Genomic DNA, 15,459 nt, shown 5'->3' on the forward strand with positions numbered 1-15,459 from the left:
TGGGGGCACGTGCGTACCGAAATTGAGCACATGAGGGAGGCGCTCGCTTCCTATATTGAGGCGACCTATCATCTCTCTGATCCGAAGGTCGTCGCATTGCGGCGAAAGCTGCTGACCGATCATGGTGTCGCGCAGACACCGTTCATCGAAAGCACACCGAGCTATGCCGGTCACCGCAAATATGCGGACCTCTCCCTGCCAAAGGGTGTGTCCGCTTTCCTCACCGACCTAGCTGAAAAAGCCGAGGATCTGCTTTTCAATCCACCGTACGAGCACCAGGCGGAGGCGCTCGAACACACGACTCGTTCGGACGCGGCAGGAAGTGGCATTGTCGTAACGACCGGCACCGGCTCCGGCAAGACGGAGAGCTTCCTACTGCCTGTGCTTGCGCGCCTCGCTGACGAGGCGCTCAACAGGAAAGCGCATTTTGAGACGCGGGCGGTGCGCGCATTGTTGCTTTACCCGATGAACGCGCTGGTCAACGATCAGTTGGGGCGCCTGCGAAACCTGTTCGGCGCGCCGTCGGTGCGACGGGCCTTCAAGAGTGCCGGCGGTCGACCGGCGAAGTTCGGGCGTTACACCGGGCGCACGCTCTATCCGGGATTTCGGAGCGCGGACCGCGATCGGGACCGTCTGAAAACACTCGGCTACTACCTGAAGATCGAAGACGCTGCTCGGGCGGGCAGCACGAAGGATCAGGAACTCGTCGAGACGCTCCGGGCAAAAGGCCGGTGGCCGGGAAAGCCAGACAGTTTCATAGGCGCATATGACGGCCTACGGAACTGGTACGGCAATTCGGGTCAACATTGGGAGGATGCAAATGGCCAGCCTGCCCGTGCAATTGAGCAACTCGACGATCCCGAACTGCTGACCCGGCACGAAATCCAGGAGGCCTGTCCCGACCTGTTGGTCACGAACTACTCGATGCTGGAGTACATGCTCCTGCGTCCGCTTGAGCGCGAAATCTTTGGCGAAACCCGCGCCTACTTCGAGGCCCATCCTGAGGAGAAGTTCCTTCTCATTTTGGACGAGGCGCACCTCTACCGAGGCGCGAACGGCACGGAAGTCGCCTATCTCATCCGTCGGCTGCTGGACCGACTGGGACTGCCTCCGTCGCGCGTTATCTTCATCGCGACCAGCGCGTCGTTCTCGAATGACGAGCGCGCGAAGGAATTCGTAGCCGGGCTTTGTGGTCTTGAGCCTAAGGTCATCCGCCGGCTGATCGGAAGCAAACATGCTGTTGATGTGGCAGGTGCGGGATCTGCGGACCTGGCGCACCAATTGGCCAATGTACCCCTGGATGCTCTGCACTCGCCGGATCTTCGGGAGCGCTCCAGCGTCGTCGCACCGTTGGCCGCGGAACGTTCCGACCTATCCGGCAGCCGCGTCACGTTGAAGAGAATCGACAGCGGACCCGAGGCCGCATCGGTTACGGTCGGTGGGCTCGATCTCCGCGGCCGCCGCTTCGAGGAAGTGGTCGTTGTCGAAGCAAAGGGCGAGGCGCGTTCCCAAGAGCCGTTTCTCATCCTCGACACGGTTTCATCCCTCCAGGGACGGGTCAGCGTGGCGAGATGTTATCCGCTGGGCGAAGCGGATGCCGAAGGCTTTCGCAATGCCGCGGACGATCTACCCGCAGCTCTGTACGAGATTCTGGCGCCTCTTCCGGTCGTTGGTCGCCTCCGGAATATTACGAGTGGTGCCGAGAATCCCGCTGACCCCGTCGACGTGCCGGGAGCCGCGTGGGCCGTGACAGAGCTACCCGGCGCTCTTTTCACCAACACCTCGAACGGCGTCTCGGCGACCGATGCACTGCTCGAATTGGCATCACTAGCCAAGCCTGCGCCCGACAAACCGCCGCTGCTGCCCGCTCGGGTTCACATGCTTTTTCGCGGTCTGCCCGGCCTGTGGGCTTGTGCCAACCCAGACTGCGACCAGATCGACCCTGCCTATCGCGGCGGGCCGACGGGGAAGCTCTACTCCGAGCCCCGCCGCAGTTGCGATTGCGGATCGCAGGTCCTTGAACTTCACAGTTGCCGGTCGTGCGGACTATCGGTCGCCCGCGCTAACATAGGAGCACCTGCGGGCACGGAGCATCTCTGGCAGGACAACGGCTATGCCTATGCCGGTGACACCGGACTGATCGAGCCTGTCCACGTTTGTCTCGAAGACCCGAAGCCACAAGTCGCGGGGACGGTCCGGCCCGTGTACCTGGATCTCGCAACCGGAAAGATCGACGGTGGTGGCACCTTCGTTCGAGAGGTATGGCTCGCGCCGCTTCTCGGCTCGAAGCTATTCGAGAAATGCCCGCGTTGCGGTGCTAATTGCGACCCGTCCTCGTCAAACGGGATTTCTGATCTTCAGACGAAGGGCGAGCAACCCTTTCAGGAACTGATCTCGGTTCAGGTGCTCGAGCAGCCGCCGCGGCCCGATAGCGATACGCCTCTTCAAGGGCGAAAGGCGTTGGTGTTTTCAGACGGCCGCCAAACAGCGTCCCGCTTGGCCGGCACCCTAAAAACCTTTTCCTTCCGCGACAGTCTTCGGCCGCTGTTGCTGGCGGGCATGACCGCCTTAAAGCAACCTGCGTTCACCCCGTCGCTCGACGATGCGCCTCTCGCGATCGCGCTAGGGGGCGCCCGTCATGGGGTACGGTTGCGTCCCAGTGGCGCTGAAGACGGCCGGATGGATCGCGCGGGGCGGCGCGCCGTCGGCTTAATCGGAAGCCCCGACGCGGACGCCGAAGATTTCCGGCAACTCACCAACCAGACCAGCGCTGATACGCCTCTCTCCGTATTTCAAAGCATCTACGCTGTGCTGCAGGACGAGCACACGGGTATCTTCCCCCTCGCCCTCGCAACCCTAAAAGCAAAGCTGACCAGGATCGAGGCGGACAAGCTGAATGCGGCGGTCGCGTTACCAACGATCCCTAGGCTGAGTGATGAAGAGGCGCGTGCGGCCCTTATCGAGCTCTGGCTTTGGCAGGCCCTGCACAAACATGCGATCCGATTGCGCGATACCCCTGACAATGTCGAAACGGGCCGCGGATCCTCGGGCATCCGCGCATGGAATGGCAAATTCTCCAAGAAGTTTACAACGCTGCTTGAAGCACGCGGTCTCAAGCAATGGCTCAAAGGCGACTTTGCCAGTTCAGTTGGCCCAGCGCTGCGCGATGTGTTTTCGCCGAACGTCACCGGCGATTTCTATGTGCAGGGCGCGAAAGTCGCGCTTGAGCTAAATCCCGCCACTCAGTGGATTCGCTGCGAGCGCTGCACGACGGTATCGCCACGCAACGCCCTGATCGGCGACCGCTGCACGAGTTGCACCGGAAACGCGCATCCCATCGACCCAGCGCACGATCCAGTGTTTCGAAGCAGAAAGGCGTTTTTCCGCAGGCTGTGGGAGAGGCTGATCGATCCCGCCGACGGTTATGCTCCACACCAACTGATCGCCGAGGAGCATTCGGCCGCTCTCAACGATAGCGGCATGGCCAACGCGATGTCGCGAAACGAGGCCTACGAACTTCGATTCCAGGATATTCCGATCGAGCAGGATGGGCAGGTGGGTGCGCCCATCGATATCCTGAGTTGCACGACCACGATGGAGGTTGGCATCGATATTGGCGGGTTGACTGCGGTCGCCCTCCGGAACGTCCCGCCGGGACGAGCGAACTATCAACAGCGTGCCGGTCGCGCCGGCCGACGTGGCGCCGGGCTTTCGACCGTCATTATGTTCTGCGGCGCGGACAGTCACGACCAAACCTACTATCGCGACCCTGCACCGATCGTGGCGGGGCCGGCGCCAGACCCGATCCTCAATCTCGACAACGTGGTTATTGCGAAGCGCCAAGCGTTCGGGTTCTTGATCGGCCGCTTCCAACAGGATCGGATCGATGACGTCTCTAGTGCCTCGGACGTCTTTTCGTCCCTTGGCTCCGTCTCCGATTTTGTCAACGGCGCTGAGGACAGCTTTTCCCTGGCCGGGCTGCGAGCCTGGCTGTCGTTCAATCAGGGATCGCTCGAATCCGACATCGAGCGCTTATTCACGCAATCCTGCCCAGCGCTCGATCCCAAGGGTGTGCTGGATGACCTTCCGCGAGTACTCGAGGAGGCCCTCATCAAACCGGATGAGGAAATCCCGGCGGAGCCCGTAGCCGCGGCTGACGTGGACGATGATTATTCGGATGAGATCTTGGAGGATGGGAGCGAAGAGGACGTTCCTCCCGTCAAAGATGGGCGTCTCCTCGACCGATTATTCGCCGAGGGATTGCTCCCCAAATATGCGTTCCCGACCGATGTCGCCGCTTTCAGCGTCTTTGAGGACGACACCGATCCCTGGCGCCCCAAGCGTCGATATTCACCGCAGCAAGCGCTCAACGCGGCGCTCAGTCAGTATGCGCCAGGTCATGAGGTCTGGGTCGACGGTAAGCGCTTCCTGTCCCTCGGCATCTACGCCGAGCGTGATAGTGACAGGCTCGACGCCTACCGTGCTCGCAAGCTCTATTATCAGTGCAGAGTCTGCAACTACGCCGATCTTTTGGATTGGTCCGACGGCTATGTTGACCAGACCCGAGACTGTCCGGCCTGCAGCGGCCGGGCCACGTTGGGGCCGGCGCGGCGCTGGGTTCGGCCGCCCGGCTTCTCGCATCCTCCGACCATAACCGCGCTCCCTCCGGATTTCGACGCCGGGATGCGTCTGCGCCCAACAAAGGCGACTCTTGACTCCATGACATTCACGCCGGGCTCGCGCATCGGTGGCGCGACTTGGTCGCTGGGGACGAGTTGGGAGGCATGGAGCGAGAGTAAGAATCTCGTCGTCACCAATCGCGGATCCCTTGATGCGGCGAATCCGGCATTCAACTACTGCACGCAGTGCGGCCGGATTGAGCCTGCGAATTTTGATCCCACGATGCGACAGCTTTTCGGCAAGCAGCCGCATGACAGGCCACGGCCCAGGCGCCCCAAGGAGCCCGAACAGTGTACGGGCTCGGTGCTGAAGATCGTCCTTGGAAACGAGTTTAGGACCGATGTCGCAGTGTTTCGTCTGGGGCTGCCGGCCGGCTGGCGGTTTGATCCGGATCGGCCTTCCACCGTCATCGCAGCGCGATCAGCAGTCGAAGCCCTCCGCCGCGCGGCTTGCCAACTTGAAGATCTTGAGCCCAACGATATCGATGGGGACTTCCGGTTTGCTCCAGCGAGCGGCGATCAACAGTTCATTGACCTCTATCTCTATGATCAGGCAGCCGGTGGCGCCGGCTTCGTGAAGGCAGCCTCCAAAGACCCGAGCCGGTTGGTGAAACGTGCAATCGAACTCCTCGATGACTGCACCTGCGACGACAGCTGCTACCAATGCCTACGGTCGTATAAGAACCGGTTCGACCATGCGATGTTCGATCGCTTCATCGGCAGTGATCTGCTGAAGGCCTGCTTCGCGGGGCAACCTCTCAACATTGCTGAGAATCGTGAAGACGAGGCGCTCGATCGGCTGGGTCGCGACCTCCTGGAAAGCGATGCGAAGTTTACTCGGGTCGACGGAGGACTCGTCGAGGAAGATGGCCGGATAATCTGCCTATCGCACCCCTTCATCGATGGCGAGCCGTGCTCGTCGCGAGCTCGGGCGCTCGCCAATGGCCAGGGAGTGGCGGCCGTCGACATCCTGATGGTCCTGCGCGCCCTACCGATCGCAACCAATATCGCGCTTGTCGGACCAGTGACCACAAGCGCGAACACCCTCGCACTCGATCCTAACGGGACGCCTGAGCTTGATGCAGCGATGATCAACGCAGGCAATCTAGCCGGCGATTCCGGAACGCAAAAATACGCTGTCGCTGGTGCGGAGACCAACGATCTCCTTTTCCGCGTCAGAGGAAATATGCTCAGCGGCAAGAATGGAGATGGTCAAGGCCACGCGGTGCCGAGCGGTGCTCTCTGTCTGTTCAGACCTTCGAGCGACGCACCGGGCAAAACGGACATCTGTCTCCTTCGCCGCACCGATGGAAAGGCTTTCGGATCGACGAGTGCCGAATGGACGGTGGGCATTCTCCAGCCCGCAGGCACGGACGGTATGCGCATCCGATATCGGGCGGCTTCTCAGCATATGGAATGCGTGAGTGAACTGGTAGTGCCTGCGACTGCAGTCGAAGTGCTTGCTCGATTTGTAAAGGTTGTTGATTGATGGCGTTGTTCATCCCGCCAATCGATCCGGACACGATCGAGCATGGATCAGAGGCCGACATCGCGCGAGCAATGCAAGCCAGCCTCGGCGCCGGCTTCATTGTCATGCATTCCCTCCCATGGGCAAATGCTGCCCGCGACGATCTCGCCGCGCCTGCTCGCGAGGGAGAGGCCGACTTCCTGATCCTTCACCGTCAGCACGGCGTGCTTGTTCTGGAAGTCAAGGGCGGCGAGATCGAGGTCAGGCAGCGTCGCTGGTTTCGGCGCAAGAAGAGTGGTGTCGAGGAAATCAAAGACCCGGTTCGACAGGCGTCCCGAAGCAAATGGGCCCTGAGGAAGCGTGTCGAACTGATATGCGGGAGAGCTCTCGTCGAGCGAGTGACGTGGGGCACGGCGGTTGCGTTTCCCCATTGCGTGTTCAAGGGCGAGGCACCGACAGATCTTCCCATCGAGGCCGTGCTCTCGATCGACGACATGGCCGACCTTGAGGCAGGATTGACGCGGGTCTATAAGGCCAACGGTGCCTTCAAACCCGAGCTCTCGATTGAAGATCTCGAGGCGGTGCGTAAGGCGCTAGCGCCAGAGTTCCGCATCTACGAACCGCTCAGTGTGAGCCTGTCCGCCAATGAGGCGACGCTTGCTCGCCTGACCCGTCAGCAACTTCAGGTCTTGCGCGGGTTCGAGACCAATCCTCGTGCGATCATCGAAGGCGTCGCCGGATCGGGCAAAACGCTCCTGGCCATGCAGCGCGCACGGTCCTTCGCGGGCGCGGGCCACCGAGTGTTGTTTACCTGTTTCAACTCTGAACTCGCAAAGTGGATTCGGGAACAGTTCGCCGACGAGTTCGTGGAGAATGGGGGACGCATCAGGGTCGAGAACTTCCATCGCCTCGCCGCCGACCTTTGCCGAGAGGCTGGTATCGAATTCAATGCGAATGCCGCCGAGCCTCAGAAGTGGTGGGACGAACTGGCGCCTGATCTGCTCGCGCAGGCGGCAATGGACCTCTATAGCGATGGACCGCCGTTTACTGCACTCGTGGTCGATGAGGCGCAGGACTTTTCGCCCGGCTGGTGGGACGCGCTTGAGTATCTCCTCGAGGAGAACGGTCCGGTTTGGGCATTTCTTGATACCGCGCAGAGCCTACGTCGCGAGCCGGTGGATCCGCCCGTTAGGGGTGCGTTCCGCTTCGAGCTAGACATTAACTGCCGGAACACGCGCCGAATCGTCACCTGCGCCACCGCCGCGACCAACATAGCCTCCCTACCGTTCGAGACGGCACCCCTCGGGAGGCCTCCGAAGATCATTACTCCCCCTAACGCCGCATCGATCGCCGGACTGATCCAGGGAGAACTGCGTTCGCTATTGAAAGAGCACCGCCTCACTTCGCGTCAAATCGCCATTCTCGGTCCAACGGCCAAGGGAAAGGGTCCACTCGCAAACGTCCGTGATGTTGACGAAGTGTCGCTCGTCGAAGACGCTGGGAGCTGGCGCGAGGGCGGCGGTATCTTGGTGACGACCGCGCGCAGTTTTAAGGGGCTCGAGGCCGACGTGGTCGTGCTTGCCGATTTTTCGGGGCTCGGTGGCCTCTTCACGGTTTGCGATCTCTATGTCGCCCTGACGCGTGCTCGTTCGCATCTGATCATAGTGGCGCACGACCGATCGTCGCGCGAACAACTGGATGATGCGATCGCGGCGGCTGTGGCCCTCGGCTCCGACGAATGAGCAAGGGTTCACTATGGGCGGCAGTCCTACACCTCGACACTGAAGAGGCACTGCCAGGCAGCGTATTAAGGCACATCCGCGACGCAATCCGGGAGGGGGGTTTTGTCAGTCGCGGCCGCATCACCAGCGGGATAAAGGAGGCCTATCGCCCTCTAGGCATCGCCGAAGACACTTTGCGCGTAGCGATCGACGATGCGATCGGCGTGCTCATGCGGTCTGGAGATATCGATGAACTAGCGACCGGTGCCGGGCGTGGATATGCGCCGACCACTCCGCGGCGTTTGGTGTGGGGCGGCGCCGACAATGTGGTACTCGGTGCGGTGGCGCTCAGTTCTAGCGATCCGATCAGGCGCTTGCCGGTGGATGACAAAATGGAATTGATCGCGACGCCTCTCCACGTCGAATTAGGTCGACCAGCGTGGCGGGATGCCCTGGTTGAACTGGGAGGATCGGACCAGCCCCAGGATGATGCCAAGGCACTCAGCGAGTACGCTCGAGCGCTGGCGAGCTCGGGCGAGCGGTATTCTCTTGATGAACCGCAGAACCTGGCGGTCCTGAGCGGATCAGGAGCCTACTTTGGCACGGCGGACGGCCCGAGCGGGCGGTGGGCTCGCGCGGACGGTGACGGATGCTTTGCAGCCACGATCAGCGGAGGGTATCGAAAGCGCCGGGTCATTTTGGTGATTGAGAATGGAAAGGCAACAGTGTGGGAGCCTCCGACTCGCGACATCTGGCACTGGATTATCGTAGGCATCACGCTGTCCGCGGGACAACCGGTCTGGGCTGTCAACAGAGAGGCAGGGACGTTCGAATTCCTGACACCGCCACCGCGGCAAGTCGAGCGAGCTGCGTTGCTCACCGGCGATCAGTTCAACGCTTGGTCCTGGCGGCTCGACGATCAAGCGCGGGGCGTCATTGAGAGCCTGCTAGGCTCTCCTCGGACATAGTCCTGGGAACAAGCCAGAAATACCGCCGCTTGCTCAACGCAGCTGCTTTCGAAACGCTACCGGCCGCTCCGGTGAGCCAAGCCCTGCGCGCGGCGCTTGCCCTCTCACTGATTTCGACCGCCAGCTTTGCCCCACGCACCGCCGCCTGGTTGAAAACCAGCTTCTGATCTAAAGCTTCGGCATTTGCCAGTTCGGCTCGCGCCGCTTGGACATGCTGGAGTGCATCTGCGTCGACCGCGAACAGGCGAGTTTCCACAGCGCCGTTGATGGAAACGAGCGCGCGCCCAAGCGCTTCCGACCCCCGTTTTTGTAGTTCCGCCTGTGCGGCCGCGCGAGCCTCTGCAATTTGCGGCTCGGCAAGAGATGATCGTCGCCGCGAAAGCTGTCGACCGCGTAACCCGTCATGTGACGGATCCAGGATCGCACCGGCAGCCGCCATCGCCGGTGCGAAGCTGCCCGGGTTCTCGACGAAAACGCTCATTAGGAACGCGGGCGGGCAGCGGTCGAGTAGCCAACGACGGTCGGCAGAGAGCGACGCATCAAGCGATCGGAGCGCGGTGTTTTGTGCATCCTGTTCGGGCTTCGACGCTTGAACGTCGATCGGGCCGATGATCCCATCCAAGTCCGGCGCCAAGGCATTGGAGAGATCGAGCACTGCAACTGCGATGAAAAGCCTCCTGCCTTCCCAGGCGAGGATCGGATGACCGGATGGGAATCCCACGACGAACTCAGTCGTGAGGTCGCTCGATATGGGCTTTCTAGTGAGTGCATCGATTAATTGGTCGTGCAAGCTGCAGCCATGATCGAGGAAGTGCAGGCGGCGCTTCTGGCCGTCCTTTTGCTCTACATAGGTGTTGGGAGGGCATTCAATGGCCGTGCGTTTCGCGATGAAGGCCTGCCGATGCCAGGAACTCCGGTTGTCGATGTCGGGAAGCGCCAATTCCGGTTCGCGACCATCACCTCTGTACCAGATGGTCTTGAAGCTCTGTTGGCCATGCTTTCCGCTGCGGATGTCGAAATACTCTTCGCGCGCGAGCTTCAGAAGGACGTCCAGACCTCGCTCGCGCCACTGGAACCAGTTGAGTTTTCGATCCTCGGCCTCGGCGGTGAGCGGGCACGCATAGTCGCGGTTGCGCAGACCAGCAGCTCTTTTTTCTGCGATCGTAGTACGGGGGCTAGGCGGCAGCTTGGTACTTTTCAGCCAATCATCTGCGGTTTCGCCGAGATTGCGCGCATATGATGTGGCGTCGCTCCAGGTCGCTCCGCGATCGCCTTCAGCCGCCGCGTTAATCGCCTTGCTGATAGCCTCCCACTCAGAGTCGTCCCAAACCTCGCTCCTCTCAAACACCTTCGTCGCCTCGAGCACCTCGAGGATTCGAGCCTCGATTGAGTTCTCCGTCACGATGGGGGTGATGGCGATGGTTCGACTCGATGGAACCCCTCGCGTCCCCAGGCGATCGATGCGGCCGATCCACTGCTGAATGTCCGGCGGCGACCACGGGAGCGCGAAGAAGATGATCTCGTCTGCGAATTGAAGATTGTGACCTTCACGAGCGTCGAGCGCGGCAACTAAGATATGCGCTTCCCCGCTGACGAAATCTTCGAGCGCGTCTTTGAGCAAGGCGACTTGAACTTCGAGTTCTTCGGCTGCTCGCATCACACGACGTTTTCGAGCCACCTTGGCATCGACGAGCTTTGTCAGTGCATCGTGAAGGTAGTCAGTGGTGGGATTATCCTCCGCGACGATCACGAGGCGAGCGTCGGGCTTGCTGGCGCGGACCTCTCGAACGTGGTCGACGAGTGCATCAAGCTTGGCGTCCCCCGGTTCGTCGCGTAGCACGGTCTCGATGCGCCGCCACGCATCTGCAACGGCTTGCGTCCGTTTGAGCGTTGAGAGTCGTTCACGAAGCGATTGCGGACTGCGACCGGCAACTTGCAGCAGCGCGTCCCGTTTGTAGTCGAGACCGGCCGCTTCGGCTGCCTCGAGATAGGCTCGAGTTGCTTTGGCGCGCTCGACGTCGCCGTCCGTTGGCGCGACGCGGATCGGTTGGTAGCGGCGCTGTGGCAAAGTGTCGGGGTAGTCGGTGCGTTGAGTTCGAATGAGCCGTCGGTAGAGGCCGTAGCTGTCGCCGACGGCTCGGCGGCGGGAGGCGTCGGCCAGTTCGCCGCGGAATCGGTCGAAGGCTGCCTGTTCGCGCTCCGAGAGTACCTCAAGGACATTGCGGCCTTCGGCCCGGGCAATTCGCGCAGCCTCCGGCTCAAGCAACTCCATGAGTTCGCCGCGCGTGCGCACCTGGTGAAGCGCCGGAGTGGCTGTCATCGCGATGACGTGCGGAATTGTGCGTGCGGCCGCGATCAGTTCATTGCGAACCGCGACCTGCAGTTTGGTAAACTCATCGACGAGGAGCATGTCGATCCTGTCGGCAGCGATCTTTCCGCCCGCCACGATTCGGCTCGGCCGGATGAGGCGCATAAGGAGATTACTGTTGGGTCCCCCCGACTCGCCGGCTTCGATCGCGATTGCATGGCCGCGCGCCAGCAACTCCTTTTCCCATTGCTCGACCAGGTCGTCGGGCACGACGAGCGCCACGTTGAACAGGCGGGAAGACTGCGCTGCAAGTGCGCGCATTACCATAATTGCCTGGACAGTCTTCCCAAGGCCGACTTCGTCGGCGAGCAACCAGCGACAGGCCGACGCAGTCAACATACGATGGACGCTATCGAGTTGATGCGGATAGGCGAACGCGCCCACCCCTAGCGCGCCAAGCAAAGCTTGATCGCGGTCGCAGCGGCGCGCTTCGGCATGGAGGTTAAGTAGAAGCCGATTGAAGTCGCTCATGAGACCGCGCCGCCCAGCGTCGCGTCCATACGGATCGCCGCATAACGGCTCGCTCGAGCGACGAACGGGTCATTGACCAGCACGCGCATCGCATCATCAAGCGCGTCGCAAGCAGTTGGGGAAAGCCACAGTTGGAGCGCTGCAGCAGCCGCTTCAGCGCTCAAATGCCCCCGCGGCAGCGCGAAGGTGCGGGACCACGCCGCGAGATCCTCGGCCATCTCGGCAACGCCGATGTTCGAATAGAAGCGGTCGCGCAGTTGGCGCCCCCCTTCATCAGGCGCGATCAGGCGCGCGAGGCGTGATCGACGAACCCGGCGTATGGCTTCCTCTGCCGCAGAGGCCCAAGCATCTTCCGGACTACCGAAATCGCAATCATCCGGATCGACCCCAACCAAGGAGCCACGCGCCTGAAGGGTATTCACCGCGTCGGTGAAGCCGAGATTGAGCGCATTGTCCATCGCGTCGTCTCGCGGAGCCGGCCGCCTAAGCGGCCAATCAGGATCGAGGTCACGGGCCCGGACCGCAAAGGCCTCGGCAAAGTCCCCAGCGTAACGTTCCGGAACGCCCTCGGGCAGGCTGGCGAGACCCTGCTCGAGCGCAACGAGATACAGTGCTTCATGAGCGTCGGAGCGGGAGGATTTGTCCTCTCGTTCTCGATCGAACCACTCACGACCACAGAGATTGTAGATGAGCGGTTCTTCGAATTGCTGCACGACCCGACTTTTCGCTGCCAGAGCTTGCAACGTTCCGCATTGTGCGCGTGACCACGCGATGCGTGCCCGAGCGAGATCTCCGCTCCCCCGCTCCCCATCGCGAAGTTGGCGTGAGCCGAAGGCACTGCTAAAGGCGGCGGCGAAATCGCCAAGATTGAAGCTTGGACTCGCTAGAAGATTCATCGGGTCTGCGAAGCGACCGTCTCCGAAGCGAAACACGTACCCGACGGCGCCGCGCTCGGGACGAACGACTGCCGGCGCCGGAGCGAAGCGGTACGGCGCGGTGGCGGGCGCGCAGGCCATACTGGCTGAGCCGTCCGCCTCGATCAGAGTTGGAGGTGTGGTTGACCAGTCGACAGCCCCCTTAGGTCGTGCGAGCGGCACGTCGATTGTGGCTAGCCGTCCAACTGAGAAACGGAGAGTGCCCGCTCCACTCTCGAGGAGTCGTGTGCGGACAACGTCCGCATACAAGCTCTTCAGGAGTGGCGAATGCTGGTCGACAGTGACGGGAAGTTCGGCAAGTTCGCCAACGCTACGAACGATGAGCTTACCATTGATTTCAAGCTCAACTGTGAGCGGAACGGCCCTCAGCGCATGTGCGCTTTCGAGACGCAACTGCAGCCTTCGCTCCATGAGCGCAGAGAATGCTCCATCACGTTCGAGGAGGGACAGGCTGATCGGAATATCGTCCGGCTCATGAGCGTCCTCGCAGCGTACGCGAGGCTGTCCACTCATCTGCTCACCGTTGCGCAGCCGCCGAGGTTCGCCCACGTCGATTGGCGGTCCCGGCCGATAGATCGTGAAGGGTCTGTCCGGCCGAACGACGCCTTGGGGTGCGATGATCGCGTCGGTCGGATGGCGGGCAGCCAAGCTGCGATCCCTGGCAGCTAACAGTCCATGGTTGCCAAGGATCGCGCGCGCGGTTTCATCTGCAAGACTCGCCTCGAATACCCGATAACCGGCAACCGACCCGATGAAATGAAGCCGATCGAGAGAAGTCATTCCAGCACGACAGGCAATCCATGCATGTCCGCTACTGAGATCAAAAGGCGCAAAGCGTTGCTCGCCCCGCGTGCGTTCGTTGTTCACATCGAAAAGCAAGGATTCGTTCCAGTCTATGCTGCGGCTGGCAAGGGCTGCGGCAATCGTACTGCCTTCACCAAACACGGCCGCCGCATCGCCATAGGCTGCCTGATCGCTTCGAGGGACGTCCGAATGGGTTAACGCGAAAGGGCCGTCTCCCAGGGCAGTATCGCTATGCAGGCGCGCGCCCGCGCCCCAAAGCTGCGGCCGCCAACCGGCAGCGCGCGCGATGTTCTTAGCTTCATCAACCAGTTCACCGGGCAAGGCGGGCCATGTCGCATAGAGATTCAAGCCAGCCGACTCCCGAGTCACGGTGAGGCGCCCCGGGGTCTCTGGAGCGATGCTTCCTCCCTTAATCCGTCGGGCACGCCGGCGGGCAGCGCGAGCGGCGAAAAACGCTTCGGACGATTTCGTGATCGCGTCGTGAAGGCGTAAATAGCTAAGCGCCGAAATACCGCCCCCGCGGTTCTCCGTGAGCAAAGCGGTCAAGACTCGTTCCGAAGCCGCCTCGAAACGTAACCAATCGACCAGTCGGGCCCCTTCCGCTGCGCTCGCCCACGCTCGTAGACTAGGGAAATTGGCGCTGCGCCCAGGGCCAGGAAGTGCCGCCGAGGGCGCTCTGGCGACAAGGCGCGTGACGGGTCCAATGAGATCGAGCGGCAATAAAGCGCTCGCGATCGGCCAAGACATTATGGAGAAGTGCGTGCTAAATGCACTTTCCGAGGGTTTCGAAAGCCTGAACTTGTGCGCTGTCGCCCTGAAGACGTCCCCGAACCGCGCTCGATCCGACATCGTGATCGGGACGCCAAGCGCCGCAGCAAGCTTGTTCCAGTATTCGGTTCCGACCCCCTCGAACCTAAACCCAATCTCGGCCGCGATCGCGCAGAGCAGCAGTGGGCTCCTGACGAAGAGCGTCGCCAATTGAAGATCAGTCAGGAAAGGCTGCGCTTGCTCGAAACCATCCGGCCAAAGGGCCGCCTCGTCGACAGCTTCGACAAGTGTGACCCCTGGCACTCGCTTCTTGTTCAAGGCAACGATCGCATCGCGGAGGCGACGCTCGTAAGCGTCGATATCACCAAGCTTCACTGTCCCCCCAAGATTGTGCCTCGACTCCCTAAGCACATAGGGCCACCTCGTAACATGCTTGGCAAGCAAAGTATGATGCGTGTCGATCTGTGTATGTCTCTTTTTAGGCAATCCCTATCTGATCTGGACCAAATCCTGGATGGTTTGGCGATGTTACGTTGTCCCAAACGCGGGTTTGACCGGAACTGGGAGCTTGCGCATACGCCGGTGAGTTGCCCGCGCTGCGGTCGCCTTTGGTAGGTGACATCGCTCTAGTACGCATCCCGCCTCGCCTGCCGAGTGAACACGGAACTCGGGCCGCGCTTCGTGTGGAACATCCCGGTCTAAAGCCAGCGCTCCTGGTGGCAAGGCGGCCGGGGACGGAACGATTCTATCGTCTGATCCGGACGACGATAATTCATGCCGAGCAGTTGCGCGAGCCGTTCCAGGGGCAGCCTCGAGTGCGACGGAACCAGCTTCGGCGGCACCCGAAGGCGAGGCGGCTAGGAAGCGGCCGGCAGGGTCATCTGAATAGCCGGTACCGCAGCGAGTGTGGCGCTTACACTGCTTCGGTCTCACTGGTCAGCTAACGAGCCATAACAGACACAATCGCCAACGGTTGAACGAACGGCAGCTTCTAGGATCTGATGACGTCTCGTCGAACGACCGAGAGGGGGGCGCGAAGCGGACATTAAACATGCGCAGTGTTGATGACCGCTTTGCGCCCCCATGCACGAACCCGCTTCGCGGGAGGGGCGCCTTGGCCTGAGATGGCGTAGTATTCGTAGCCTTTGAGCAGGTGGCGGCGGGCGAGCCGACCATGGAGTTCCCTTCAACTAGAGGAACTCGCCATGGCTACCCCGTCGACCGATGCACCTATCTCGCCGCTTCGCCAGCGCATGCAGCACGACATGCTCATGCGG

Annotated in this window: 5 protein-coding genes and 1 pseudogene; 4 read left to right on the forward strand and 2 right to left on the reverse strand. The window is 61.5% G+C overall.

Annotation, left to right across the window (positions count from 1 at the left end; genetic code table 11):
* The first annotated feature begins 30 nt into the window (after positions 1 to 30).
* The 4 genes and pseudogenes from ABMA32_RS22450 to ABMA32_RS22465 all read left to right on the forward strand — a co-directional run bounded on the left by ABMA32_RS22450 (position 31) and on the right by ABMA32_RS22465 (position 8,836).
* Positions 31 to 6,168: a DEAD/DEAH box helicase gene (locus ABMA32_RS22450; RefSeq protein WP_349015951.1), complete on the forward strand. Its 6,138-nt coding sequence runs from the start codon at positions 31 to 33 to the stop codon at positions 6,166 to 6,168.
* A gap of 104 nt (positions 6,169 to 6,272) precedes the next feature.
* Positions 6,273 to 6,479: pseudogene (locus tag ABMA32_RS24345) on the forward strand (nuclease-related domain-containing protein); the annotation flags it as partial.
* Between the two features lie 102 nt (positions 6,480 to 6,581).
* Positions 6,582 to 7,889, forward strand: a complete 1,308-nt coding sequence (locus ABMA32_RS22460; RefSeq protein WP_349015953.1) for an ATP-binding domain-containing protein — start codon at positions 6,582 to 6,584, stop codon at positions 7,887 to 7,889.
* Complete coding sequence (locus tag ABMA32_RS22465; RefSeq protein WP_349015954.1) at positions 7,886 to 8,836, forward strand: hypothetical protein; 951 nt, start codon at positions 7,886 to 7,888, stop codon at positions 8,834 to 8,836. The genes ABMA32_RS22460 and ABMA32_RS22465 overlap by 4 nt, the downstream gene beginning before the upstream one ends.
* On the opposite strand, the gene ABMA32_RS22470 is transcribed toward ABMA32_RS22465, so the two are convergent.
* Together ABMA32_RS22470 and ABMA32_RS22475 are read right to left on the reverse strand one after the other, a co-directional pair.
* Positions 8,802 to 11,675 (reverse strand): SNF2-related protein, encoded by a 2,874-nt coding sequence (locus tag ABMA32_RS22470; RefSeq protein ID WP_349015955.1) that lies wholly within the window; start codon positions 11,673 to 11,675, stop codon positions 8,802 to 8,804. The genes ABMA32_RS22465 and ABMA32_RS22470 overlap by 35 nt on opposite strands.
* Positions 11,672 to 14,557, reverse strand: coding sequence for a hypothetical protein (locus tag ABMA32_RS22475; RefSeq protein WP_349015956.1), 2,886 nt, complete (start codon positions 14,555 to 14,557; stop codon positions 11,672 to 11,674). Before ABMA32_RS22475 ends, ABMA32_RS22470 begins: the two co-directional genes overlap by 4 nt.
* Positions 14,558 to 15,459: the final 902 nt, after the last annotated feature.

It is taken from the genome of Mesorhizobium quangtriensis, from assembly GCF_040081925.1.
Taxonomy (GTDB): Bacteria; Pseudomonadota; Alphaproteobacteria; order Rhizobiales; family Rhizobiaceae; genus Mesorhizobium_K; species Mesorhizobium_K quangtriensis.